The organism is Streptomyces sp. GLSS-08 (assembly GCF_056387915.1).
The window spans coordinates 291,569-316,577 of the sequence record NZ_JBWJAQ010000005.1 but is presented as its reverse complement, the minus strand read 5'-3'; the positions used below and the strand labels follow the sequence as shown (position 1 = coordinate 316,577).

22 protein-coding genes are annotated in these 25,009 nt (G+C 73.0%); 10 read left to right on the top strand and 12 right to left on the bottom strand.

Annotated elements, in window-relative coordinates; genetic code table 11:
* Positions 1–50 precede the first annotated feature (50 nt).
* The 6 genes from AC0ZLC_RS11705 to AC0ZLC_RS11680 form a co-directional block, all read right to left on the bottom strand.
* The gene (locus AC0ZLC_RS11705) at positions 51–914 is read right to left on the bottom strand and encodes an alpha/beta fold hydrolase (protein ID WP_476751847.1); all 864 of its coding nucleotides are present in this window, start codon (positions 912–914) and stop codon (positions 51–53) included.
* Positions 911–1,726: a DUF998 domain-containing protein gene (locus AC0ZLC_RS11700; protein ID WP_476751846.1), complete on the bottom strand. Its 816-nt coding sequence runs from the start codon at positions 1,724–1,726 to the stop codon at positions 911–913. The genes AC0ZLC_RS11705 and AC0ZLC_RS11700 overlap by 4 nt, the downstream gene beginning before the upstream one ends.
* A gap of 685 nt (positions 1,727–2,411) precedes the next feature.
* Positions 2,412–3,641 carry an MFS transporter gene (locus AC0ZLC_RS11695; protein WP_476751845.1) on the bottom strand — a complete coding sequence of 410 codons (1,230 nt, stop codon included), beginning with the start codon at positions 3,639–3,641 and terminating at the stop codon, positions 2,412–2,414.
* A 148-nt stretch (positions 3,642–3,789) separates the two neighbouring features.
* Positions 3,790–4,827: an endonuclease/exonuclease/phosphatase family protein gene (locus tag AC0ZLC_RS11690; protein WP_476751844.1), complete on the bottom strand. Its 1,038-nt coding sequence runs from the start codon at positions 4,825–4,827 to the stop codon at positions 3,790–3,792.
* A gap of 221 nt (positions 4,828–5,048) precedes the next feature.
* Positions 5,049–5,672: a TetR/AcrR family transcriptional regulator gene (locus AC0ZLC_RS11685; protein WP_476751843.1), complete on the bottom strand. Its 624-nt coding sequence runs from the start codon at positions 5,670–5,672 to the stop codon at positions 5,049–5,051.
* Positions 5,673–5,726: 54 nt separating this feature from the next.
* The gene (locus AC0ZLC_RS11680) at positions 5,727–7,316 is read right to left on the bottom strand and encodes an MFS transporter (RefSeq protein ID WP_476751842.1); all 1,590 of its coding nucleotides are present in this window, start codon (positions 7,314–7,316) and stop codon (positions 5,727–5,729) included.
* Between the two features lie 213 nt (positions 7,317–7,529).
* Here AC0ZLC_RS11680 and panB point away from each other — a divergent pair, with 213 nt between their 5' ends.
* From panB to AC0ZLC_RS11665, 3 genes are all read left to right on the top strand, one after another.
* Positions 7,530–8,411 carry a 3-methyl-2-oxobutanoate hydroxymethyltransferase gene (gene panB / locus AC0ZLC_RS11675; RefSeq protein WP_476751841.1) on the top strand — a complete coding sequence of 294 codons (882 nt, stop codon included), beginning with the start codon at positions 7,530–7,532 and terminating at the stop codon, positions 8,409–8,411.
* Between the two features lie 138 nt (positions 8,412–8,549).
* Positions 8,550–9,578, top strand: coding sequence for an ATP-binding cassette domain-containing protein (locus AC0ZLC_RS11670; protein WP_476751840.1), 1,029 nt, complete (start codon positions 8,550–8,552; stop codon positions 9,576–9,578).
* Positions 9,575–10,453, top strand: a complete 879-nt coding sequence (locus AC0ZLC_RS11665; RefSeq protein WP_476751839.1) for an ABC transporter permease — start codon at positions 9,575–9,577, stop codon at positions 10,451–10,453. Before AC0ZLC_RS11670 ends, AC0ZLC_RS11665 begins: the two co-directional genes overlap by 4 nt.
* 30 nt (positions 10,454–10,483) lie before the next feature.
* Here the strand turns inward: AC0ZLC_RS11665 and AC0ZLC_RS11660 are convergent, their stop codons facing one another.
* Positions 10,484–13,837, bottom strand: a complete 3,354-nt coding sequence (locus AC0ZLC_RS11660; RefSeq protein WP_476751838.1) for an AfsR/SARP family transcriptional regulator — start codon at positions 13,835–13,837, stop codon at positions 10,484–10,486.
* Between the two features lie 299 nt (positions 13,838–14,136).
* On the opposite strand from AC0ZLC_RS11660, the gene AC0ZLC_RS11655 reads away from it, so the two are divergent.
* The gene (locus AC0ZLC_RS11655; RefSeq protein WP_476751837.1) at positions 14,137–14,931 is read left to right on the top strand and encodes a site-2 protease family protein; all 795 of its coding nucleotides are present in this window, start codon (positions 14,137–14,139) and stop codon (positions 14,929–14,931) included.
* On the opposite strand, the gene AC0ZLC_RS11650 is transcribed toward AC0ZLC_RS11655, so the two are convergent.
* The 3 genes from AC0ZLC_RS11650 to AC0ZLC_RS11640 all read right to left on the bottom strand — a co-directional run bounded on the left by AC0ZLC_RS11650 (position 14,928) and on the right by AC0ZLC_RS11640 (position 17,006).
* Positions 14,928–15,110 carry a hypothetical protein gene (locus AC0ZLC_RS11650; RefSeq protein WP_476751836.1) on the bottom strand — a complete coding sequence of 61 codons (183 nt, stop codon included), beginning with the start codon at positions 15,108–15,110 and terminating at the stop codon, positions 14,928–14,930. The genes AC0ZLC_RS11655 and AC0ZLC_RS11650 overlap by 4 nt on opposite strands.
* Before the next feature lie 68 nt (positions 15,111–15,178).
* The gene (gene npdG, locus AC0ZLC_RS11645; protein WP_476751835.1) at positions 15,179–15,895 is read right to left on the bottom strand and encodes an NADPH-dependent F420 reductase; all 717 of its coding nucleotides are present in this window, start codon (positions 15,893–15,895) and stop codon (positions 15,179–15,181) included.
* Positions 15,896–15,932: 37 nt separating this feature from the next.
* Positions 15,933–17,006 (bottom strand): sialidase family protein, encoded by a 1,074-nt coding sequence (locus AC0ZLC_RS11640; RefSeq protein WP_476751834.1) that lies wholly within the window; start codon positions 17,004–17,006, stop codon positions 15,933–15,935.
* Between the two features lie 117 nt (positions 17,007–17,123).
* On the opposite strand from AC0ZLC_RS11640, the gene AC0ZLC_RS11635 reads away from it, so the two are divergent.
* Both AC0ZLC_RS11635 and AC0ZLC_RS11630 read left to right on the top strand, forming a co-directional pair.
* Positions 17,124–17,726: a hypothetical protein gene (locus AC0ZLC_RS11635; protein ID WP_476751833.1), complete on the top strand. Its 603-nt coding sequence runs from the start codon at positions 17,124–17,126 to the stop codon at positions 17,724–17,726.
* 62 nt (positions 17,727–17,788) lie between these two features.
* Positions 17,789–19,120, top strand: a complete 1,332-nt coding sequence (locus AC0ZLC_RS11630) for an MFS transporter (protein ID WP_476751832.1) — start codon at positions 17,789–17,791, stop codon at positions 19,118–19,120.
* A 199-nt stretch (positions 19,121–19,319) separates the two neighbouring features.
* Here the strand turns inward: AC0ZLC_RS11630 and AC0ZLC_RS11625 are convergent, their stop codons facing one another.
* Positions 19,320–19,550 carry a hypothetical protein gene (locus tag AC0ZLC_RS11625; protein WP_476751831.1) on the bottom strand — a complete coding sequence of 77 codons (231 nt, stop codon included), beginning with the start codon at positions 19,548–19,550 and terminating at the stop codon, positions 19,320–19,322.
* Positions 19,551–19,608: 58 nt separating this feature from the next.
* Between AC0ZLC_RS11625 and map the strand changes: the two genes are divergently transcribed.
* A complete protein-coding gene (gene map, locus AC0ZLC_RS11620) occupies positions 19,609–20,466 on the top strand; it encodes a type I methionyl aminopeptidase (protein ID WP_476751830.1) in 858 nt (285 codons plus the stop codon).
* Between the two features lie 190 nt (positions 20,467–20,656).
* Here map and AC0ZLC_RS11615 read toward each other — a convergent pair whose 3' ends face one another.
* Positions 20,657–21,304 (bottom strand): PhzF family phenazine biosynthesis protein, encoded by a 648-nt coding sequence (locus AC0ZLC_RS11615; protein WP_476751829.1) that lies wholly within the window; start codon positions 21,302–21,304, stop codon positions 20,657–20,659.
* 336 nt (positions 21,305–21,640) lie between these two features.
* Here AC0ZLC_RS11615 and efeO point away from each other — a divergent pair, with 336 nt between their 5' ends.
* From efeO to efeU, 3 genes are read left to right on the top strand one after another with little or no spacing between them, the layout of a single operon-like run.
* The gene (gene efeO, locus AC0ZLC_RS11610; protein ID WP_476751828.1) at positions 21,641–22,792 is read left to right on the top strand and encodes an iron uptake system protein EfeO; all 1,152 of its coding nucleotides are present in this window, start codon (positions 21,641–21,643) and stop codon (positions 22,790–22,792) included.
* Between the two features lie 14 nt (positions 22,793–22,806).
* A complete protein-coding gene (efeB, locus tag AC0ZLC_RS11605) occupies positions 22,807–24,087 on the top strand; it encodes an iron uptake transporter deferrochelatase/peroxidase subunit (RefSeq protein ID WP_476751827.1) in 1,281 nt (426 codons plus the stop codon).
* Positions 24,088–24,089: 2 nt separating this feature from the next.
* A complete protein-coding gene (gene efeU / locus AC0ZLC_RS11600) occupies positions 24,090–24,965 on the top strand; it encodes an iron uptake transporter permease EfeU (protein ID WP_476751826.1) in 876 nt (291 codons plus the stop codon).
* Positions 24,966–25,009: the final 44 nt, after the last annotated feature.

The following is a 25,009-nucleotide window of genomic DNA, read 5'->3' as shown; positions in this document are numbered from 1 at the left end:
TGGGGGGGCGGGCGCCGCCGTGTCCGGCGGGATCACGTGGTTCGGGCGGCTCAGGTGGGTCCGGTGGCCAGTACCGCGGCCGCGACGTCCTCCGGGCGGTCGAGCATGAGGAGGTGTCCCGACGGGCCGCGCGTGACGCGGAACGTGGCGTCCAGCCGTGCGGCCAGGGCCCGTTGCCGGGCCACCCACCTTCCGGAGCGGGCCGCGAGGACGGCGGCGGGTGCCGGGGCGGCGGCCAGGACCGTGACCGGGGCGGCCGGGAGCGGCGAGCGCCGCCGCAGGGCCGCCAGTTGCACCGCCTCGTCGCGGTAGGTGGCGTTCTCGGCCAGGACCGCGTGCAGCGAGCGGCTGGTGGAGTACGCGCTCCTGACCAGGTCGTACGGGGCAAGGTCGCCGCCCGCCGCGCGTCCGGCTCGCACCACCGCGCGCCGCAGTGCCGGGCCCAGGGCCCGCGGCAGGCCCGCCGCGCCGAGCAGCGTGCCGCACGCGCGCGTGCACGCGTCGCGCGCCGCCCGCGCCCTGCGGGGGCCCGGTTCCTCCTCCACAGCCGCGTCGAGCAGGACCAGCCCCGCCGTACGGGCGGGGTGGAGCCGGGCGAAGGCCTCCGCGTGGAAGCCGGCGAGGGAGTGTCCGGCGACGGTCACCGGGGCGTCGAACCCGAGCGCGTCCAGGACGTGCGCGATACGCCGCGCCTCTCCGGTCAGCGTGGGCCACGTGCGCGCGGGTCCGCTGAGCCCCAGTCCGGGGCGGTCGAACCGTACGACCGTGCGGTGCGGGGCGAGCAGGGGCACGACCGGATCCCAGTCGAACCAGGCCAGTCCGAGGCCCGCGCTCAGGACGCAGACGGGCCCGTCTCCGTCCACCCGGACGTGGTGGGGTACGCCTTCGACGCGCACGAAGCGCACGGACGTCATCGCCCCGCCCGTCCCGTCTCCGGGACGAGCCGCCGGGCGGGGGGCCCGGCCTCCGGGGCGGGCCGGGTGAGCGAGACCCCGAGGACCCCCAGCCACACCGCGATCAGGCCCAACTGGGCGCGCTGAGCGAGCCCGAGCGACCAGTCGGCGTGGCCCTCCTCCAGCGCGGCGACGGCGGCCAGCGTCCAGGCCGTCGCCACCAGTTCGAGGGCGACGAGGGGCGGGCCGAGGCGGGCGAGGGTTGAGGCGGGCGCGGGTGCGGCTCGGCGGGCCGCCTGGCGGGCCGCGTGGGTGAGGGCCGCCATGGCCGCTAGCGCGCAGCACAGGGCGAGCGCGCTGCTGGTGGTGTGCGCGAGGTGGGCCATCGGTACGAGCCCCGCGTGCTCCCGCTCGGCGCAGCGGCGGTCCACGGTCGCCGCGCAGCTCAGGGGCAGGCGTGAGTCGACTGCGGTGGCCGCGCCGAAGAGCACCAGGGCCGTCCAGCCGGCGGTCGCCCAGCGGCTCGGGCGCGGCAGCCGCAGCAGCGCCCACAGCCCGCCGGCCCACAGGAGCGTCCCGGCGACCAGGTCCGTCGTACGGAACAGTCCGCCTCGGGGCTGGTCCTGCGCGGCCAGCTCACTGACGTAGGTCCGCGCCGGCGCCAGTCCGGTCGGCAGGACGGCCTCCAGCGCCCACGCGGTGTACGTGAGTGTGCCCAGCACGACGAGCAGGGCGACGGCGCGGTGGTCCCTGCGGTCCCTGCACTCAGGGAGGTCCCGGCGATCCCGGCGGTCCTGGCGGTCCTGGCGGGAGGGGGGTGGCGGCGTCGTCATGGGGCACATGATCGACGCGTCGGGTGCGGTGTGCACGTTGGCCGGGGTGCGCGGGCGGTGGTTTCCGGGGCGGGGCCGGGGCGGTGCATCCGCCTGTCGCAGAACGGGCACAGAGCTCCGCCGGGAGGTCCCCCTCGGTTACGTGCCCGGTCTGCGACAGGCATCTGATGTACCGCCCCGTCCCCTCTCCCCGGACGGCGGCTGCGGGTCTCGTTCCGGGACAGGTCCCTTCCCGCCCCACGGGCGGCGGCTTCCCCAAACCGGCCAACGGCGGCTGCGGGTCTCGTTCCGGGACAGGTCCCTTCCCGCCCCACGGGCGGCGGCTTCCCCAAACCGGCCGACGGCGGCTGCCGGTCTCGTTCCGGGACAGGTCCCTTCCCGCCCCACGGGCGGCGGCTTCCCCAAACCGGCCGACGGCGGCTGCCGGTCTCGGTTCCGAGAGCTGTCCCGCCCCACGGGCGGCAGCTTCCCCGGACCGGCCAACGGCGGCTGCCGGTCTCGTTCCGGGAGAGGTCCCGCCCCACGGGCAACGGCTTCCCCGGACCGGCCGACGGCGGCTACCGGTCTCGTTCCGGGACAGGTCCCTTCCCGCCCCACGGGCGGCGGCTTCCCCAAACCGGCCGACGGCGGCTGCCCGTTTCGTTCCGGGAGAGGTCCCGCCCCACGGGCAACGGCTTCCCCGGGGTCAGCGGTGGGCCGATTGCCGGTGCTGGGGGACGTGCGCCGCGACCAGCCGGCCCGTACCCGGAGCGTCCGCCGGAACCAGGGCGCGTCGCCGGTCGACGGCGTGCGCCACCCCCGCGACCCCCAGACCCAGCACCGCGAGCACCGCCCCCGCCACCGCGGGCGACGTCGCTCCGAAGCCCGCCGCCAGGGCGAGCCCCCCGATCCAGGCGCCGCCGGCGTTGGCCAGGTTGAAGGCCGCCTGGTTGGCGGAGGACGCCAGGGAGGGGGCCGCGGAGGCCTTCTCCATGACCATCAGCTGAAGCGGCGAACCCGTGACGAAGGCGGCCATGCCGAGGAGGGTGACCCCGACGGCCGCGCTCCACTGGGCGGTCATGAGGACCGGGAACAGCGCGAGGACGGCGGCCAGGGACACGAGACCGCCGAAGAGGGTCCCCCGGAGGGAGTGGTCGGCGAGGCGTCCGCCCAGCAGGTTGCCCGCCGTCGCGCCGACACCGAAGAGGGCGAGCAGGAGGGTGACGCTGCCGTCGGCGTACCCGGCGGCGTCCGTCAGCATCGGCGTGATGTAGCTGTACGCGGAGAACAGGGCGCCGAAGCCGGCGACCGTGGTGCCCAGCGCGAGCCAGACGGGCAGCGAACCCAGCGCGGCCAGCTCGCCGCGCAGGCCGCCGGCCGGGGCGTGGGCGTGGTCGCGGGGGATGAGCAGGGCGAGCGCGGCTATCGCGGCCACGCCGATCACGCTCACGCCCAGGAACGTGGCACGCCAGCCGAGGTGCTGTCCCATGAGCGTGGCGACGGGCACACCGGCGATGTTGGCCACGGTCAGGCCGAGGAACATCAGCGAGACGGAGCGCGCCTTGCGCTCGGGTGCGACCAGGCCCGTGGCGACGACCGCGCCGACCCCGAAGAAGGCGCCGTGCGGCAGGCCGCTGAGGAAGCGGGCCGCCAGCAGCCAGTGGTGGTCGGGGGCGAACGCGGACAGCGCGTTGCCGATCACGAACAGGCCCATCAGCGCGATCAGGACCTTGCGGCGGGACATCCGGGAGGTCACGGCGGCCAGCAGCGGGGCGCCGATGACGACGCCCAGCGCGTACGAGGAGACCAGGTGACCGGCGGTGGGGATCGAGACGTGCAGGTCGTCGGCGACGTCGGGCAGCAGGCCCATCATCACGAACTCGGTGGTACCGATGCCGAAGGCGCCCACGGCGAGGGCGAGCAGGGCCAGGGGCATGAAAGGGCCTTTCAGAAGAGCGGAGGAGCGCGCTGACGCCGGTGGGGGACGCGTCGGCGCGCAAGGTCGTGCCCGTGCACACCGCTGTGCACGGGCAGCTTAAGTTCAATCGTGGAACAAACTCTTCCAGGCCCAGTATTCCCAGAGGTTACGAAGCGGTTGCGTCCACCTTGACGCGCGCGGCGACCGGAAGGTGGTCGCTGCCGGTCTCGGGCAGCGTCCAGGCGGTCACCGGCTCGATGCCCCTGACCATGATCTGGTCGATGCGGGCCATCGGGAACGACGCGGGCCAGCTGAAGCCGAAGCCGCTGCCCACCGCGCCCTGGGCGGAGCGCATCTGCGCGGTGACCGCGTTGAGCGCGCGGTCGTTCATCGTGCCGTTGAGGTCGCCGAGGAGCACGACCCGCCGCACCGGCTCGTCGGCGATCGCCTCGCCCAGCGCGTCCGCGCTCTTGTCGCGCTGGTGGGCGGTGAATCCGGCCGCCAGTTTCACCCGGACCGAGGGCAGGTGGGCGACGTACACCGCGACCTGCCCGGCCGGCGCCGTCACCGTCGCCCGCATCGCGCGCGTCCAGCCCAGCTTGATGTCCACCGGCCCGGCGTCGCTCAGCGGGTACCTGCTCCACAGCCCGACCGTGCCCTGCACCGAGTGGTAGCGGTACGTCGGCGCGAGCGCCTTCTCGTACACCGGGACCGCCGAGGCCGTCAGCTCCTCCAGGGCCACGACGTCGGCGCCGGAGGCGGCCACGTCGCGCGCGGTGCCGGACGGGTCCGCGTTGTCGGCGTTGACGTTGTGCGTGACGACGGTCAGGTCGCCGCCGCTCCCGGTCCGGTCCGAGAGCAGCCCGCCGAACAGGTTCAGCCAGACGACCGCCGGCAGCAGTACGGCGATCAGCGCGGTCGCCGACTTCCTGACCACCGCGAGGACCAGCAGGACCGGCACGAAGACGCCCAGCCAGGGCAGGAAGGTCTCGGTGAGGCTGCCCAGGTTGCCGATGCTGTTGGGGATCTGCGCGTGCAGCAGCACGACCAGGGCCAGGATCAGCGCGAGCCCGGCGAGGACCAGGCCGCGCCGCCAGATGCCCCGGTCGCCGCGCCAGCCGTCAGCCAGGCGCCGAAGCGGGGATCCTGGGCGGTCGGGTCCCGAGCCGCCGCTGCCCGTCTCCGTCACATACGCCTGCGCCATACCGTCGCCTCACAACTTGCCGTGCACACCGTCTGTCCCGCGCCTACGACCCTAGGGGATGATCGGTGCTCTTCCTGCCGTCGCGCGACGGCCGTACGGCCACGAGGACGAACAACTCGCCGTCCGGAGTTCCGGACCACGGCCTTCCGCCCGGCCACTGTGACGAAACGCGCACATACGGGCAAGTTGTTGCCCGGTGAACTACCGCCTGGGCCACGGGACTACGGCGCCGGCGGCCGCAGTCCCGCGAGCACCGCGTCGACGATCCGCGCGGCGAGGTCGTCGGGCAGGTCGGCGTCGGGCCGCATGAGGGAGCGGACCAGCATGGGCCCGACGACGATGTCGTTCACGAGTTCCACGTCGAGGTCGTCGCGGAGTTCGCCGTTCAGCTGCCCGCGGCGCAGGACCTCGAAGGTGAGCCGGCGACGCGGTTCGATGACCGTGGCGTGGTACGCCGCCCAGATCCGGGGGCTGCTCTTCATCTGGGCGTACACGTTGTGCAGGATCGCCGACGAGCGGTTCAGCAGGCCGCGTTGGCGCAGTCCCTCCACCAGGGCGACGAGGTCGTCGCGCATCGAGGTGCCGGGAAGCACCGGCTCCTGGGGCTCGGCGGCGCGCAGGACGTCGACGAAGAGTTCCTCCTTGCCGCGCCAGCGCCGGTAGATGGTCGCCTTGCCGACTCCCGCGGTACGGGCGACCCGTTCGATGGAGACCTCCCCCAACGGCACGCCCTCCTCGAGGAGTTTCATCACACCCTCGAGGATCGCGCGCTCCACGGCCTCGCTGCGGGGGCGCCCCCGGGACGCGGGTCCCTCCTGCCCTGCTCGGCTGTGCGCGAGGCTCACGTCGACTCCGTTTCTCCGAACCGCTGGGGGTGATTCTCCCCGACGCGGGACGCCCTAATGCTCGGCCGTCACCAACTCCGGCTCGCCCTCGCCCTCCCGCTGTGCCGGGGTGCGGCCCGGCAGGAACACGGCGACCACGACGGCGCCGATGAGCGCCACGCCCGCACCGCACAGGGCCGTGACGTGCATGGCGTGCAGGAAGGCGTCGTTGGCGGGAGCGATGAGCGCCTCGCCACGGGGACCGAGTTTCGCGGCGACGCCGAGCGTGGCCTCGATGGACTCGCCCGCGGTGTGCCGCAGACCGGCCGGGAGCCGGGTGAGGTCGTCCTCGATGCCGTTGCGGTACGCCGTCGAGAGCACGGAGCCGAGCACCGCGATCCCGAGGGCGCCGCCGACCTGGCGGAAGGTGTTGCTGAGCGCCGAGGCGGAGCCCGCCTTCTCGCGCGGCAGCGCCTGCATGATGACGACGCTGGTCGGGGTCATGATGTGCGCCATGCCGGTACCCATGAGGAAGAAGATCACCTCGAGGATCCAGATCGGCGTGTCCGCCTCCAGGGTGGCGAACGCGGCCAGCGTCGCGGCGATGACCAGCAGCCCGGCGGTGCAGGTGGCCCGGTTGCCGAAGCGGTCGACGACCAGCCGGGCGCGGGGCGCGAAGATGAGCTGGGCCGCGGCGAGCGGCAGCATCAGCAGGCCGGTCTGCAGCGGCGAGTAGCCCCGCACGCTCTGGGTGTAGAAGACGGAGAAGAAGGTCACGCCCATCAGCGCGAAGAAGACCAGCGCGATGGCGGAGACGGCGGCCGAGAAGACCTTGTTCCTGAAGTAGGTGACGTCTATGGACGGGTGGTCACTGCGCTTCTCGTACACGACGAAGACAACCAGGACCGCGAGTCCGGCGGCGACGGCGGCGAGCACCTTCGGGTCGGTGAAGTCGGCCGCCTGGCCGCCCTCGATGATGCCGTAGACGAGCAGGACGAGTCCGACGACCGACAGGACCACGCCGACCGGGTCGAGCCGGCCCGGGTTCGGGTCGCGGGAGTCGGGGACGAGCCAGATCATCAGGCCCAGCGCGAGCAGCACGATCGGCACGTTGATCAGGAAGACCGAGCCCCACCAGAAGTGGTCGAGGAGGATGCCGCCGGTGATCGGGCCGATGGCGATGGCGAGGCCGACGCCGCCGGCCCAGATGCCGATGGCCTTGGGCTGCTCGTCGCGCTCGAAGACGTTCATGAGGACGGCGAGGGTGGCGGGCATCACGAAGGCGGCACCGAGGCCCATCACCGCGCGGAACACGATGAGCTGGACCGGCGAACCGGACTCCGCGGCGAGAGCCGACCCCATGCCGAAGACGGCGAGACCGGCGAGCAGCACCTTCTTGCGGCCCAGCCGGTCACCGAGCAGGCCCGCGGTGAACAGCAGTCCGGCGAAGACGAGCGTGTAGGCGTTGATGGCCCACTCCAGCTCGCCCTGGGTGGCGCCCAGGCCGGTGGGTGCCGGGGTCGAGATCGTCTTGATCGCGACGTTCAGGATGGAGTTGTCCAGTACGACGATCAGCAGGCTGAGCATGAGCACGCCGAGGATGGCCCAGCGGCGCCGGTGCACCGCCTCGGACACCCGCCGTTCGGTGGGAGCTGGAGTTGTCATGCCGCCAGCCTAGCGACATTCGATACGGGACCGTCTCGTATCGAATGTACTTTGCGGAGAACTTACCAAGACCTTACGTTCCCGGCGGTCTCCGGCAGGAGGGAGACACAGGTCGCGTCACGCGGTCTGGCCTCCGGTGGCACGAGGTGCCACCATGGAGGGGATCCGGGGACGCCGTCAGGGCGCCTCGAGATGACAGAAGGAGCCGTTGCGATGACGCAGCTCTCGGCTGCCCCGAAGCCGGGCCAGGACTCTGGCCCCACGTCCGACAGCAAAGCGCTGTACGGCGGCAAGGGCACTCGCCGCATCACCGTGCGTGACATCACCGCCGCCAAGGAGCGCGGCGAGAAGTGGCCCATGCTCACCGCGTACGACGCGATGACCGCGTCCGTCTTCGACGAGGCCGGCATCCCGGTCATGCTCGTCGGCGACTCGGCGGGCAACTGCCACCTTGGGTACGAGACGACCGTGCCCGTCACCCTCGACGAGATGACCATGCTCGCCGCGGCGGTCGTGCGCGGCACCAGCCGGGCTCTGATCGTCGGCGACCTGCCCTTCGGGTCGTACCAGGAGGGGCCGGTCCAGGCCCTGCGCTCGGCCACCCGTCTCGTCAAGGAGGCCGGGGTCGGCGCCGTGAAGCTGGAGGGCGGCGAGCGTTCGCACCGGCAGATCGAGCTGCTCGTGGAGTCCGGCATCCCGGTCATGGCACACATCGGCCTGACCCCGCAGTCCGTGAACTCCATGGGGTACCGCGTGCAGGGGCGGGGCGAGGAGGCGGCCCAGCAGTTGCTGCGGGACGCCAAGGCGGTCCAGGACGCGGGGGCGTTCGCCGTGGTCCTGGAGCTGGTGCCGGCGGAGCTGGCCGCCGAGGTCACGCGGGTGCTGCACATTCCCACGGTCGGGATCGGCGCGGGCGCCGAGACCGACGCGCAGGTCCTCGTCTGGACCGACATGCTCGGTCTCACCGGGGGCAAAATGCCTCGCTTCGTGAAGCAGTACGCCGATCTGCGTACGGTCATGGGGAACGCGGCGAAGGCGTTCGCCGACGACGTGGTCGGCGGGACGTTCCCGCTGGAGGAGCACTCCGTCCACTAGCCACTGAGCCACTGCGGCACGAGCAGCCCCGCCGATCTTCCCCCGTCGGCGGGGCTGTGCCGTTTCCGGAGGCCCGCTGTCGGTGATCCGTCGGTGATCTGTCGGTGGTTTGTCGGTGGGGGGTGGGAGCTTGGCCCCATGACGCGAATCGACAACAACCCCAGCGACGGCGCCCGGAGCGCCGTCACCGTACGGGGGCTGGTCAAGCACTACGGCGAGACCAGGGCGCTCGACGGTGTGGACCTGGACGTGCGTGAAGGCACCGTCCTCGGTGTGCTCGGTCCCAACGGCGCCGGCAAGACCACCCTCGTCCGCTGCCTGTCCACCCTGGTCACCCCGGACGCCGGGCAGGCCACGGTCGCCGGGTACGACGTGCTGAAGCAGCCCCGGCAGCTGCGCCGGGTGATAGGACTCACCGGCCAGTACGCCTCGGTCGACGAGAAGCTCCCCGGCTGGGAGAACCTGTACATGATCGGGCGGCTGCTCGACCTGCCCCGCAAGGAGGCCCGCCGCCGGGCCGACGAGCTGCTGGAGCGCTTCTCGCTGACCGAGGCGGCCAAGCGCCCCGCGGCCACGTACTCCGGTGGGATGCGCCGCCGGCTCGACCTCGCCGCCTCGATGATCGGCAGCCCGGCCGTGCTCTACCTGGACGAGCCGACGACCGGACTCGACCCGCGCACCCGCAACGAGGTGTGGCAGGAGGTCAAGCGCATGGTCGCCGACGGCGTCACCGTGCTGCTCACCACCCAGTACATGGAGGAGGCCGAGCAGCTGGCGTCCGAACTGACCGTCATCGACCGGGGCAAGGTCATCGCCAACGGCCGGATCGACGAGCTGAAGGCGCGGGTCGGCGGCCGGACGCTGCGGATCCGCCCGCTGGACCCGCTGCAACTGCGCCCGCTGGCGGCCATGTTCGACGACATGGGACTCACCGGTCTCGCCCCGACGATCGTGGACGGCGAGACCGGCAGCGCGCTGGTCCCGATCCTCAGCGACGAGCAGCTCACCGCCGTGGTCGGCGCGGTCACCGCGTGCGGCATCACGATCAGCTCCATCAGCACCGAACTGCCCAGTCTGGACGAGGTGTTCCTGTCCCTCACCGGCCACAAGGCCAGTGCCCCGCAGGACGAGACCCCCGCCCGCGCCTACGAGGAGGTCTCCGCATGAGTGCCCGCCCGTCGCCCACCGCCACCCTTCCGGAGGGCGGCTCCGCCGCGCACCTCCCTTCTGTCGTCGAGGCCCCCCTCGCCGCCGAGGGCGACTCCCGTATCTCACCCCGTGCCCACGCGCGCCACATCGGCGCGCTGGTCCGCCGCAACCTGCTGTGGATCCGCCAGGACCCGGAGTCGATGTTCGACGCCGTCCTGATGCCCGTCGTCTTCACCCTGCTGTTCGTGTACGTCTTCGGCGGCTCCATCGGGCAGTCGCTGGGCGGCGGACAGCAGGAGTACGTGCAGTACGTGGTGCCGGGGCTGATGGCCATGATGGGCATGAACATCGCCACGGCCGTCGGCACCGGCTTCAACCAGGACTTCCACACCGGTGTCATGGACCGCTTCCGCACCCTGCCGATCGGCCAGGGCTCCGTGCTCTTCGCCAAGATCGTGGTGGAGCTGATGCGGATGCTCGTGGCGACGACGATCCTGCTGATCGTCGGCGTCCTGGTCGGCTTCGACATCGAGAGCTGGCCGGGGCTGTTCGCGGCCGTCGGACTCGCCACCCTCTTCGGCTCCGCCCTGATGTGGATCTTCCTGGTCCTCGGCGTGACGATGAAGAGCGCGCAGTCCGTACAGGCGATGGGGTTCCTGGTGCTGATGCCGCTGCAGTTCGGCTCGTCGATCTTCTCGCCGACCCAGACCATGCCCGGCTGGCTCCAGGCCTTCACGGACTACAACCCGCTGTCGGCCCTCGCGGACAGCGCGCGCGGTCTGATGGTGGGCGGCCCGGTCGCCCACGACCTGTGGGTGACCCTCGCCTGGACGGCGGCGCTCACGCTGGTGATGGCGCCGGTCGCGATCCACAAGTTCCGGACCAAGAGCTGACGCGCGGCCGGGCACCGGCCCGGATCCGCGTCAGACGAGGGCGGCGGCCTCCTCGAGGGAGAGCCCGCCGCCCTCGGCGTACGCCGCCGCGTACGCCGGCTCGTCGAGCACCGCCCGCACGTCCGCCTCGGCCTGCAGGCGGACCTCGTCCTCCGTGGGGCGGGCGAAGTGGCCCGGCGGCAGCAGGCTGTCGGCGGCGCCGATGAGCCGGGCAGCGTCCCGGGCGTGCCGGCCGTCGTCGAGTCCGGCGAGGGCGATGGCCGCCGTGACCAGATGGGCGGAGGTCATGTGCGGCGCGATCATTTGGGTCAGCGGGTCCGCGGCCCGCTCCAGCGCCCGCCGTGCCTTCTCCCGGGCGCTCGCGTACTGTCCCTCGACCGTGTCCAGCCAGGCCTCCACGCCGAGGACGAACATGTCGAACACGACGAAGGAGACGGCTTCGAAGTCGGTGCGGAGCAGACGCATCTGCTCGCGGGCCTCCGGGACCCGGCCGGTGCGGCCGAGCCACATCGCGAGGAAGAGGCGGGAGGCGGGCATCGCCTCGTTGACCGCGCCGTGCCCGGCGGCCAGCACCTCGCGCAGCAGCCGCTCGCCCCGCTCCGGCTCCCCCGACTCGACGAGGACACTGCCCAGCCGGGCGGTGAGCACCGCCGACTGCGCGTGGGCGCCGAGCCGTTCGGCGTAGGTGATGGCCTCCGTGTAGTCGGCGGCGGCGAGGGCGTACGCCCCCCGTCGCTCGTGGGCCTCGCCGCGTGCCGACAGGGCCTCGGCCGCGCCCCAGGCGTCGCCGAGGCGTACGAAGATCTCCAGCGCCTCGTCGGCGTCCCGGGCCGCGTCGCCCGCCCAGTCGGACCGGTTGGCGAGGATGTTGGCGCGCATCTGGAGGGCGACGGCGAGTTCCCACCCGTAGTCCAGTTCGCGGCAGGTGGCGACCGTCCTGTCGATCACGTCGCGCACCCGGTCCATGTCGCCGGTCAGCAGGACCGCGTAGAACCAGAGGTAGCCGGGGCTGCGGCAGGTCTGCGGCTGGCCGGGCCGGTAGGCCTCGCTGATGGCGCGCAGCTTCGCCTTGGCCTCGGGGGTCTGCCAGGCCTGGAGGTCCATGTCCATGCAGGCGAGGTGGATGAGGTGCACGCCGCGCCGGGCCTCTTCGAGGACGTCGGGACGCATCGGCGGCGGGGCGGCCGTGCAGCTCTCGTAGAGCGGCGCGACCGGGCCCCGGGCCGGCGCGAACGGGTCGGGGCCGAGCGCCATGACCTCGCGGGACCAGGTGCGAGTCTCGACGCGCTGGTCGCGGGTCTGCCAGTACCAGGCGAGGGAGAGGACGAGGCAGAGCGCCTCCTGCTCGTCCCCTTCGGCGACGGCGTGGCGCAGGGCGGTGCGGAGGTTCTCGTACTCGCGCTGGAGCCGTTCGATGGCGGCGAGCTGGCCCGGTCCGCGCAGTTCGGGGTCGGTGGTGCGGGCGAGTTCGCGGTAGTGGGTGAGGTGGGCCCGGGCGGCGGCGGGGCGCCGGCCGGACTCGTCGAGTCGGGCGCCCGCGTACTCGGCGACGGTCTCCAGGAGCCGGTAGCGCATCTCGCCGTCCCCGGAAGGTGCCGCGACGACGAGGGACTTGTCGACGAGGGAGCCGAGTGCCTCCAGCGCGGCCGGGCCGCACACGGCCTCGGCGGCGGTCAGGTCGCAGCCGCCGGCGAAGACGGACAGCCGCCGCAGCACCTCGCGTTCCTCCTCGTCGAGCAGGTCCCAGGACCAGTCGACGACGGCGCGCAGGGTCTGCTGCCGGGGCAGGACCGTGCGGCTGCCCGAGGTCAGCAGGCGGAAACGGTCGTCGAGCCGGTCGGCGATCTGGCGGGGGGTGAGCATCCGCAGCCGGGCGGCGGCGAGTTCGATGGCCAGCGGCAGCCCGTCGAGCCGGCGGCAGATCTCGGCAGCGGCGTCCGGGTCGTCCTGGACACGGAACCCGGGGCGCGCCGCGGCGCCGCGGTCGGCGAGCAGCCGCAGCGCGACGGGCTCGGGCAGCGGCTCCACGGGACGCAGCAACTCCCCCGGCACGCCGAGAGGTTCGCGGCTGGTGGCGAGCACGGTCAGCCCGGGGCAGCGCTCCAGCAACTGTTCGACGAGCCGGGCGGCGGCGTCCACGACGTGCTCGCAGTTGTCCAGGATGAGCAGCATGCGGCGCTTGGCGCAGTGCTCGGCGAGCCGGGACACGGGGTCGTCGTGCCGGTCGGCGACGGCCCGCAGCTCCTCGGCACCGGCGCCGCGCAGCACGGTCTCGCGGGCGCCCAGCGCGGTGAGCACGGCCTCGGGCACGGCCTCCGGGTCGTCGACGGGCGCCAGTTCGGCGAGCCACACCCCGTCGCGCGCCGTGTCCCCGGCTCGCTCGGCGGCCTCCTGCGACAGCCGGGTCTTGCCGGCCCCACCGGGTCCGAGCAGCGTCACGAGCCGGGCCGCCGCGAGATCGCCGCGGATGGCATCGATGTCGCTCTCCCGGCCGACGAAGGAGGTGAGGCGGGCCCGGAGGTTGCCGGGGGGCGTGGTGGCGGGGCCGGTGCGGGGCGGTGCGGGGGGCGCGGGCCGCGGGCCGGCGGCGGGGGCGGCGGCCGCGGCGGCTCCGGGTTCGGGGCGGGAGGGTGCCGGGCCCGGGGCGTCCGCCGGCCCGTGGTGCAGCAACTCCTCGTGCAGGAAGCGCAGTTCGGGCCCGGGGTCGGAGCCCAGGCGGTCGGCGAGGAGCCGGCGTACCGCGTCGTAGGCGGCGAGGGCCTCGGCGGGGCGGCCGGCATCGCGCAGGGCGCGCAGCCGCAGGGCCTGGAGGGGTTCGTCGAGTGGGTGGAGGTCGCACAGGGCGGTCAGCTCGGGCAGCGCCTGCGCGGCGTGGCCGAGGGCGAGGGCGGCGGTGAGGCGGGCGCGGCGCGCGTCGAGGCGCCGGATCTCCCAGCGGGCCGACTCGGCGGTGCGGTCGGGCAGGTCGGCGAGCGCCGGGCCGTGCCACAGGGTGAGGGCGTCGTCGAGGACCACGGCCGCCTTGGCGGGGTCGCCGTCGGCCAGCGCCCGCGCGCCCTCTCCGGTGAGCCGCTCGAAGCGGTGCAGGTCCACGTCGTCGGGAGCGGCGGAGAGGCGGTAGCCGCCGTCCGCCGAGGCGACCGCGTCCGGACCGAGCGCCCGGCGCAGCCGTCCCACCAGCGCCTGGAGCGCGCCCGTGGCGTCGGCGGGCGGGTCGCCGTCCCACACCTCGTCGACGAGGTGGGCGGCGGGCACGGTCCGCCCGGCGCGCAGGGCGAGCACGGTCAGCAGGGCACGCAGACGCGCTCCGCCGACCGGTACGGGGGTGCCGTCGGGGCGGAGTGCCTGCGTGGTGCCGAGAACGCGGTAGCGCACGGGGTTCATTGTCTCCGGTGCCCTGGGGAGGCGGGTGTCGGGTGCGCCGGGGGCGGTCGCAGGGGGCGGTGTCGGGGTGACGGTCGTAGGGGGCGGGTGCCCCGGGCGGCCGTCGTCGAGGGGGTGGTGCCCTGGCGACCGTCGTCGGGGGGCGGTGTCCGAGCGGCCGTCGCTGCGCCGCCGCATCCGCATGCCCCCACCTTCCCCGGAACCCTCGGGGGCTCGCGAGACGTTTTCCGGGGGCGCCCGGTACGGTCGGGCGGGCCGACCGGCCCGACCGTCAGCCCACCACCAGCACTGGGAGTCCCATGACCACCGCCGCGTCCCGCCGCAGCGACCGGAGGATCAGCCCCGTCTTCCTCGGGATCCTGGCCGTCACGGCGGTCACCGGCTGGGCCACCTGGACCGGCTTCGCCGAGCAGCCCGGCGTGGCCGTGTTCCTGTTCGTGACGGCCGCGTGGATCGTCTCGCTCTGTCTGCACGAGTACGCGCACGCCCGCACCGCCCTGCACGGCGGGGACATCTCGGTCGGCGCCAAGGGCTATCTCACCCTCAACCCGCTGAAGTACACGCACGCGCTGCTGAGCATCGTCCTGCCGGTGATCTTCGTGATCATGGGCGGGATCGGTCTGCCGGGCGGCGCGGTCTTCATCGAGCGCAGTCGCATCCGGGGCCGCTGGAAGCACAGCCTGATCTCGGCTGCGGGCCCGCTCACCAACGTCCTGTTCGCCGTGGTGTGCACGGCCCCGTTCTGGCTGCACGCCCTGGACGGGGTGCCCGTCGAGTTCCAGTACGCGCTGGCGTTCCTGGCACTGCTCCAGGTCACGGCCGCGATCCTGAACCTGCTGCCGGTCCCGGGCCTGGACGGCTACGGGGTCATCGAGCCGTGGCTGTCGTACGGCCTGCGCCGCCAGGTGGAGCCGTTCGCGCCGTTCGGGCTGCTCGCCGTGTTCGCGGTGCTGTGGATCCCCTCGGTGAACATCGCGTTCTTCGACGCGGTCGACGCGATCCTGGGCGGGCTGGGCATCGACGACCTCCAGCGGTACTGCGGCCAGGACCTGTACCGGTTCTGGCGCGGCACCGACGAGATCTGCGTCTCCTAACCGGTGACGGAACCGTCCCGCATCCGGCCGCGGCGCGCGTAGTACCAGGTCATGTTGGACGACAGACCGGCCAGCAGCACCCACACGACGCCGAGCCAGCTGCCCTGGACGAAGGAGACCACGGCCGCGGCGACGGAGAGGACGCAGACGACAAGGGCGTACAGAGCGAGGCGGGGCATGGGGGTCGGCTCCTGACAGACGGACGTAGCGGTACGACATCCCAGTGTCCCCCATGCCCGGGCGCCCGCTACACGTCGGTCAGTCGCAGGCCCGCGTGCGCCTTGTAGCGCCGGTTCACCGAGATCAGGTTCGCGACCAGGGACTCGACCTGGTGGGCGCCCCGCAGCCGCCCGGCGAAGATGCCGCGGATCCCGGGGATGCGCCCGGCGAGCGCCTGCACGGTCTCCACGTCCGCCCGCTCCTCGCCGAGGACCATCACGTCGGTGTCGATCTCCTCGATCGCGGGGTCCTGGAGGAGCACCGCGGAGAGGTGGTGGAAGGCCGCGGTGACCCGCGAGTCCGGCAGCAGGGCGGCGGCCTGCTCGGCGGCGCTGCCCTCCTCCGGCTTCAGGGCGTAGGCACCCTTCTTGTCGAAGCCGAGCGGGTTGACGCAGTCGACGACGAGCTTGCCGGCCAGTTCCCCGCGCAGGCTCTCCAGCGTCTCGCCGTGCCCGTCCCACGGCACCGCCACGATCACGATGTCGCTGCGCCGGGCGCACTCGGCGTTGTCGGCGCCCTCGACACCGTGTCCGAGTTCCTCGGCGGCGCCGCGCGCGCGGTCCGCGGCACGGGATCCGATGATCACCTTCTGGCCGGCCCTGGCGAGCCGGAAGGCGAGGCCCTTGCCCTGCGGGCCGGTCCCGCCGAGCACGCCCACGACGAGCCCGGAGACGTCGGGAAGGTCCCAGGGGTCCTTGGCGGGGGCCTTCTGGCTGGCGGTGGAGCCACTGTCGGTAGAGGTCATGGGCCGACTTTACGTGCGCCGATCGCCGCCCCGCCGCTCAGGTGAGGGCCGTCACGGGGACGCGGCGGAAGGTGATCGTCTCGTACGCGCCGAAGTCGCCGGTCTCGTGGAGCAGTCCGACGGTCGTCGCGTCGACGCGGACGAGGTCGGAGTACGCGGCGGGGAGGCCGTCGACGGTGTGCACGGGCCGCCAGGTGGTGCCTCCGTCGGCGGAGGCGCGGATTGTCATCAGGGCGCGGAAGGCGGGGTCGGCCGGGCCGGAGTACAGCAGCAGGTCGGGGTCGCGGAGCTGGAGGAGGCTGCCCTGGACGACGGGCGTGACGAGCCCGGCCTGCGGCCGGAACGGCTTCTCCAGGCTCCTGCCGCCGTCGGACGAGTGGGCGTCCGCGCGGTTGCCGGGGGACGGCGAGTCGTTGCGCGTGTTGAAGTAGACGCGGCCGTCGGGCAGTTCGGCCGCCGTCGTCTCGTTCACGTTGACGTAGCCGTTGGTGTTCTCATCCACGTAGCCGAGGTACCAGGTCTGCCCGCGGTCGTCGCTCAGCAGGCAGTGGCCGCTGTTGTACCTGGGCTCGGTGCCGTTGTCCCCGCCGGTGGGCGGGACGGTGTGGTTGCCGGGGACGAGGACCCGGCCGGTGGTGAGCTGGAGCGCGTGTCCGGGCGTGGTCGCGTACCAGCGCCAGCCGGGCTTCCTCACCTGCCCGGTGATCTCCCGCGGCTGCGACCAGGTCGCCCCGTCGTCGTCGCTGTACTGCACCCACACGCGGCGCCCGTCGGCGGCCTTCACCCTGCCGCGCAGGATGGCGTCCTCGCTCGCGGCGGCCGCCGCGCGGACGTGGACGAGCAGGATCCGGCCGGTGTCGAGGACGACGGGTGCCGGGTTGCCCGCGAGGTTGTTCCCGTTCCCGGCGACGGTCCGGAGCGGGCCCCAGGTGCGGCCGCCGTCGGTGGACCGCTTCAGCACGATGTCGATGTTCCCGTGGTCCTGCGCGGAGCCGACCCTGCCCTCGCAGAAGGCGAGGAGGGTACCGGCGGCGGTGGCGACGACGGCGGGGATCCGGAAACTCGCGTAGCCCTCCAGGCCGGCGCGGAACGGGATGCTTGACTCGGTCATGGGCGGCTCCTGGGCCGGGCTCCCCGGGCGGGGAGCGATCGTTGCCCTTCCCCATCCCGGGCGAATTCGCGGTGAACGCGGCCTGACGATCAGTCGATTGAGGCAGGATGCGTGGCCATGGACGCCGTACGGGTCGCGTTGCTGCGCGAAGTGCTCGCCGGGACCGAGTGGCTGGGGGCGACGCGGCGGTTCGCCGGGGCCCTCAGAGGGTCGGTGGTGTCGCACGGCGGCGGGCTGCTGCTGGTGGGGACGGCCGGCTACGAGCCCTGGCACCTGGCCGCGCACCTGGTGGACGAGGCGGCCTGGTCGGGGACGCCGGAGCTGTCGCCGACACTGGTCCGGCACGGTGCGCGGGCCTCGGCCCCCGCCCATCTCGCGGTCGGCCTCGGCCGCATCGAGGCCGCGAGGCGCGGGGAGACGCTGCTGGTGGTGGCGCCGGACACGCCGGGGGCGCGGCTCCTTGAGCGGGTCTCCGACGCCCGGCGGGCCGGGGCGACGGTGCTGGCTCTCGACGAGAGCGACGGCGAACTGCGGTCGATGGCCCACGAGTCGCTCTCCGTCCCCGCCGGGCCGGAGCTCGATCTCGACACGGTCCAGCACCTCGTCAGCGCGGCGGCCGGGGAGAACTCGCTGCCGGTGCGACGGGGGCGTCGGCGGTTCCGTGACCGGCTGTCCCGGCTGGCGGACCAGCTGACCTCCCCTCCACCGGCCCGCTGGTAGGCCGTCCCGGCGGGCGGAAAACCGGTTGCTCCGAGCGGGTCCGCCGCTGAGGATGGCCCGTCGTGACCGATGACGCCCCTGCCACGGAATCCGCCGCTCCCCCGGGCCTGCGTTCGGTGCTGCCCGACCTGTCGCCCTGGCGGGTGTCCGCCGACTTCCGCAGGCTGTGGCTGGCGGGGCTGATCACGAACTTCGGGAGCTTCCTGACGTTCGTGGCCCTGCCGGTGCAGATGAAGGACCTCACGGGGTCGGCCGTCGCGGTGGGGGCGATCGGGGCCGTCGAACTCGTACCGATGATCGTTTTCGGGCTGTACGGCGGGGCGCTCGCGGACGCCCTGGACAAGCGCCGGCTGATCGTCCACACGGAGATCGGGCAGGGGCTGCTGTGCGCGGTTCTGCTCGTCGACTCGCTGCTGCCGCGCCCCGCGGTGTGGCCGCTGTACGCGGTCGCCGCGCTCTCCTCCGCCCTCGGCGCGATCCAGCGGCCCGCGCTGGACTCGCTCGTCCCGCGGATCGTCCCGCACGAGCACCTGCCCGCCGCCGCCTCCCTCAACTCGCTGCGCTGGACCGTCGGCGGAGTCGCGGGCCCGGCTCTCGCGGGCGTCGTGGTGGCGTACGCGGGGCTCGGCTGGGCGTACGCCGTGGACCTGCTGACGTTCGCCGTGTCGGTGGCGCTGGTAGCCGGGCTCGCCGCCTCTCCCGCCGCCCACGAGGCCGCGAGGCCCTCGCTGCGGTCGATCGCCGAGGGGGCCCGGTACGCCTGGAGCCGCAAGGAACTGCTCGGCACCTACGCCGTCGACCTCGCCGCGATGTTCTTCGCGATGCCGCTCGCCCTGCTGCCGTTCCTGGCCGACGAGCTGGACGCCGAGTGGTCGCTCGGGCTGATGTACGCGGCGCTGCCGGCCGGTGCGCTGCTCGTGACCCTCACCAGCGGGTGGACCTCGCGCGTCCACCGGCACGGCCGGATGGTGGTACTCGCGGCGGCCTGCTGGGGGCTCGCCATGGCGGCGGCGGGCGCCGCGCACGACGTCTGGCCGGTGCTGGCGTTCCTCGTCCTCGGCGGCTGCTTCGACATGGTCAGCGGGATCTTCCGCGCGGCGATGTGGAACCAGACCATCCCGGACGAGCTGCGCGGCCGGCTTGCCGGGATCGAGCTGCTGTCCTACTCCGCCGGGCCCCAGCTCGGGCAGGTCCGCGCGGGCGGCATGGCCGCGTGGACGAGTGTCCGGACGTCCATCTGGGCGGGCGGGGCCCTCTGTGTGGGCGCGGTGGGGCTCCTGGCCCTGTGCCTGCCGAAGCTGATGACGTACGACGTGCGCACGAACGAGCACGCGCTACGGCAGCGGACCCTGCGCGAGGCGGGGGCGACGGCTCCCGCGCCGGACGCCGTGTGAGCCCCGGCGGACGCGACGGGGAACGCCCCCTCGCCCGCGCTGACAGCCGGCCGGGACGGCCACCGCGGCCGGGATCCGTCGTCGCGGCCACGACCGTCCCCGCGGCCGGGATCCGTCGTCACGGCCCGGATCCGGCGTCGCGGGCCTGGTCCGGCCCTGCGGGCCGGGCCGCAGTCGTGGTGGCGGCCGGACCCGTCCGTCAGACCTCGTCCGTGCCTTTCGGGGTGGGGTCGTGCCACTTGGGGTCGTTCTCCCACTGGAGGTTCCGCTCCCGGGCCGTCTCCATCGCCTGCTCGGCCTCCTTACGGGAGGCGTAGGGGCCGAACCGGTCCTTGGCGGGGCAATCGGGGCCCTCCTCGACCTTCTTGTGCTCCAGGCAGTAGTACCACTCACCGGGCTTGCCGGCGGTCCGCTTCTTGAACAGGGCCATGACCAGCTCCTTTCGCCAGGGACATGTTCCCCCATGGCCGCTGGTTAGACTCGCTGGCATGTCTGGCCAGTCGCTGCTCGTACCAGGGGAGCTCTCCCCCATCCGTTCCGTCCCCGGAAACATCAGGCGTCCCGAGTACGTGGGCAAGCCCGCGCCGACGCCGTACACCGGCCCCGAGGTGCAGACCCCGGAGACCGTCGAGGCGATGCGCACCGCCGGGCGCATCGCGGCGCGGGCGATGGCCGAGGCCGCGAAGCTGATCGCCCCCGGTGTCACGACGGACGAACTGGACCGGGTCGCACACGAGTACATGTGCGACCACGGCGCCTACCCGTCGACGCTCGGCTACCGCGGTTTCCCCAAGTCGCTGTGCACCTCCGTCAACGAGGTCATCTGCCACGGCATCCCGGACAGCACCGTCCTGCGGGACGGCGACATCGTCAACCTCGACGTGACGGCGTACATCGGCGGTGTGCACGGCGACAACAACGCCACCTACCTCGTCGGGGACGTCGACGAGGAGAGCAGGCTGCTCGTCGAACGGACCCGCGAGTCCCTCGACCGTGCCATCAAGGCGGTCAGGCCCGGCCGCCAGATCAACGTCATCGGGCGGGTCATCGAGTCGTACGCCAAGCGGTTCGGGTACGGGGTGGTCCGTGACTTCACGGGCCACGGGATCAACTCGTCGTTCCACTCCGGGCTGATCGTCCCGCACTACGACAGCCCGCACGCGACCACCGTCATCCAGCCCGGGATGACCTTCACCATCGAGCCCATGCTCACGCTCGGGACCCACGAGTACGACATGTGGGACGACGGCTGGACGGTCGTCACGAAGGACCGCAGGCGGACGGCCCAGTTCGAGCACACCCTGGTCGTCACCGACAGCGGCGCCGAGATCCTCACCCTGCCGTAGTCGTCGCCGGGGGACCGGAATTCCGCCGTGTCCTCGCCGCGGACCGCGAGACGGGCCCGTCCCACGGGGCGGGCCCTTTCCGTGGGACGACGGGTGGGGCGACCGCGATCCGGGTAAGTTCCCGCTGTCCGCCTGACGTCCCCGTCCGCCCGAAGCCCTGTCCGTCGGCACCCCGGCCGGTACGGCGGGGTCAGCCGCGCAGCAGCCGTACCCGGCCCCCCACTTCGACCCATCCCCGCGGCTGCGGCGCGGTGAGAATCTGGGAGCCCGCCCCCTGGATGATGTTCAGTGCCCGGCCGAGGCGGGCGGTGAGCAGCAGCGCCGCCGCTCCGGTGGCCTCGTCCTCCCAAATGCCGTCGTCGCGGCCGGGGAAGGCGCGGGCGCGGACCCGGCCGGCGGCTTCGTCCTCCCAGGCCCAGGCGTAGATCCACTCGCCGGGCGGCGGGACGGGGAGGGCGTCGACCTCGCCGGCCGAGGCGTACTGCCGCAGCGTGCGCGGCGGGGCCCACTCCGGGCGCGCCTCGATCCAGCTGAACTCGCCGTCGAGGCGGGTGCCCAGCATCCCGGCGGGCGTGACCAGTTCGGGCACGTCGAGGAGCCAGGCCGCGCCGACGCAGGGGTGCCCGGCGAAGGGCAGCCGCAGGGTGGGGGTGTAGATGTCGATGACTCCGCGCTCGGGATCGTCGACGAACACGGTCTCGCTGTACCCGAGTTTGGCGGCGAAGTCCTGCCGCTCCCCGCGGTCCGGCAGCACCGATCCCTCGCGGACGACGCCGAGTTCGTTGCCGTGGCCGCCGCCGGGTCCGCAGAAGACGCGCAGTACGTCGAAGTCAGTCACCCGCGCATTCAAACACCCCGCGCGGCGGCCAGTCGGTGCCGCGCGGATCCCGTACCGGCGGTCGCGCGCCCGTTCGCGCCTCCGTGCGCCCGCCGCGCCCCGGCCGCCCTTCCGTGATCCGGGGTGCGGGCAACAATCCTCTTTACCTCCGCTTGACCTTTCCTTGGGGGCGACTTTTGGCCATCGTGATCAGGCCGTGCCCGTGAGCCCCCTGTGAGAGCTGAATCACCGGACGGGTGGGTACCACTGAGGCAAGCCTCAGATAAGTTAGGCCAGCCTCACTCTCCCGCGCGGGTCGCCCCGCGCGGTTCGTCCGTCCCTTCACCTGGAGCCTTCATGCGAGCCGTCCGACTCTCAGTCGTCACCGCAGCCGCCACCGCGGCCGCTCTGACCGCCGTCACGGGCTGCACGGAGAAGAGCGACGCCAAGGGCGGCAGCGGCACGATCCAGGTGACCGCCGCGGACACCGAGTGCGACACCTCGTCGAAGTCGGTCCCGGCCGGCCAGGTCACCCTGAAGATCGAGAACAAGGGCTCCAAGGCCACCGAGGTCGAGATCGTCTTCCCCGACGACAGGATCGTCTCCGAGAAGGAGAACATCGGCCCGGGCACCAAGTACACGCTGACCGCCGAGGTCAAGGCCGGTTCGTACGAGATCGCCTGCCGTCCTGGCATGAAGGGCCACGGCGTCCGCCAGAAGCTCACCGTCACCGGCGGCAGCGTCGCCAAGCGCGACCCCCGCCTCGACAAGGCCGTCGCCGCCTACCGCGAGTACGCGCAGGAGCAGGCCGACGAGACGCTGCCGAAGGCCAAGGCGTTCGCCGAGGCCGTCAAGGACGGCGACATCGACGCCGCGAAGAAGGAGTACGCGCCCTCGCGTCTCGGCTGGGAGCGCACCGAGCCCGTCGCCGAGTCCTTCGGTGACATCGACCCGCAGGTCGACGTCCGCGAGGACGGCCTGGAGGAGGGCCAGGACCCGGAGAAGGACTGGACGGGCTGGCACCGCCTGGAGAAGTCCCTCTGGCAGGACAAGAAGATCGGCGCGACCGAGAAGAAGCTCGCCGACCGGCTGGTCGCGGACCTGACCGACTGGCAGAAGCGCGTCGGCAAGGCCGTCATCACCCCGACGTCCATGGCCAACGGCGCCAAGGAACTGCTCGACGAGGTCGCCACCGGCAAGGTCACCGGCGAGGAGGAGCGCTACTCGCACACCGACCTCGTCGACTTCAAGGGCAACGTCGAGGGTGCCGAGAAGGCGTACGAGCTGCTGAAGCCGGTCGCCGGGGAGAACGACGCGGCGCTGACCAAGGAGCTGGACAAGCAGTTCACCGCGCTGAACACGCTGCTCGACAAGTACCGCACGGACAAGACCTCGTACGACTTCGTCTCGTACGACAAGCTCGGCAAGTCCGACGTCAAGGATCTCCAGGACGCCGTCAACGCACTCGCCGAGCCGCTGTCCAAGCTCGCCGCCGCCGTCGTGAAGTGAGCGAGGGGACCCCCATGACGGACACCACCGAGAACACGTCCGGCACCGCCGCCGAGGACAGCGCGCAGACGCCGTCCCGGCGTTCCCTGATCGGCTGGAGCGGCGCCGGGCTCGCGCTGGGCGCCGTCGCGGCGGGCGGCGCGGTGGCGATGAGCCGCGCCGGCAACGACGTGGAGCCGGCCGGCGCCGAGACGGGGGCCGCGGTCCCCTTCCACGGCCCGCACCAGGCCGGCATCGCGACCGCGGTCCAGGACCGGCTGCACTTCGCCGCGTTCGACGTGAAGACGGACGACCGCGCCGCCTTCGTACAGCTGCTGAAGGACTGGACCGAGGCCGCCGCGCGGATGACCGCGGGACACGCGGTCGGCGAGGGCGCGTACGGCGGTCTCGCCGAGGCGCCGCCGGACGACACCGGTGAGGCGCTGGGCCTCAAGCCGTCGCGGCTGACGCTGACGATCGGGTTCGGCCCCTCGTTCTTCGAGAAGTTCGGGCTGCGGGACCGGCGTCCCGAGGCCCTGGTGGACCTGCCGAGGTTCCCGGGCGACAACCTGGACAAGGCCCGCAGCGGCGGCGACCTGTGCATCCAGGCGTGCGCGGACGACCCGCAGGTCGCGGTGCACGCGATCCGCAACCTCGCCCGGATCGGTTTCGGCAAGGTCGCCGTCCGCTGGTCCCAGCTGGGCTTCGGCAAGACGTCGTCGACGACGCCGGACGCGCAGACCCCGCGCAACCTGATGGGCTTCAAGGACGGCACCCGCAACATCGCGGGCACCGAGACCGACCGGCTGAAGAAGTTCGTGTGGGTGGGCGGGGAGGGTCCCGACTGGATGACCGGCGGCTCGTACCTGGTGGCCCGCCGCATCCGGATGAACATCGAGACGTGGGACCGCACCTCGCTCGTGGAGCAGGAGGACGTCTTCGGCCGCGACAAGGGCGAGGGCGCTCCCGTCGGCAAGGCGAAGGAGCGCGACGAGCCGTTCCTGAAGGCGATGAAGCCCGACGCGCACGTCCGGCTCGCGCACCCCCACTCCAACGACGGGGCGACGATCCTGCGCCGGGGCTACTCCTTCACCGACGGCACGGACGGCCTCGGCCGCCTGGACGCGGGGCTGTTCTTCCTCGCGTACCAGCGTGACGTCCGCAAGGGCTTCATCCCGGTGCAGCGCAACCTGTCGCGTGCCGACGCGCTCAACGAGTACATCCAGCACGTGGGTTCGGCGCTGTTCGCGGTTCCCCCCGGCGTCCGGGACAAGGACGACTGGTGGGGCCGGGCGCTGTTCTCGAAGGAGGCGTAGCCGTGTTCGGCAACTATCTGATCGGCCTGCGCGAGGGGCTGGAGGCCAGTCTCGTCGTCTGCATCCTGATCGCCTACCTGGTGAAGACCGGCCGCCGGGACGCCCTGCGGCCCATCTGGGCCGGCATCGGGGTCGCCGTGGTCCTGGCGCTCGGCTTCGGCTGCGCGCTGGAGTTCGGCTCGCAGGAGCTGACGTTCCAGGCGCAGGAGGCGCTGGGCGGCTCGCTGTCGATCGTGGCGGTGTGCCTGGTGACGTGGATGGTCTTCTGGATGCGGCGCACCGCCCGGCATCTGAGGGCGGAGCTGCACGGCAGGCTGGACGCGGCGCTGGCGATGGGCACGGGCGCGCTGGTCGCCACCGCGTTCCTCGCGGTCGGCCGGGAGGGCCTGGAGACGGCGCTGTTCGTGTGGGCGTCGGTGCACGCCGCGAGCGACGGGACGCCGCGCCCCCTGATCGGCGTCGCCCTGGGCCTCGCCACCGCGATCCTGCTCGGCTGGCTCTTCTACCGCGGCGCCCTGCGGATCAACCTCGCCAAGTTCTTCACCTGGACCGGCGGCATGCTGGTCGTGGTCGCGGCGGGCGTGCTCGCGTACGGCGTCCACGACCTCCAGGAGGCCGACTGGATCCCCGGCCTGACCCACCTGGCGTTCGACATCAGCGGCACCATCGAGCCGACCAGCTGGTACGGCACGCTGCTGAAGGGCGTCTTCAACTTCCAGCCCGACCCGACCGTCCTCCAGGTGACCGTGTGGGCGCTGTACCTGGTCCCCACGCTGCTCGTCTTCCTGTGGCCGCTGGGCTTCGGCGCGGGGAGGACCGCGCCCGCTCCCGGGCAGCCGCAGCCCGCGTCCGGCGGCGCGGTGGCCGACCGGAGCTGAACCGGCCGGGCGACCTCGCCGGTCCGGTCCGGTCCGTGCCCGGA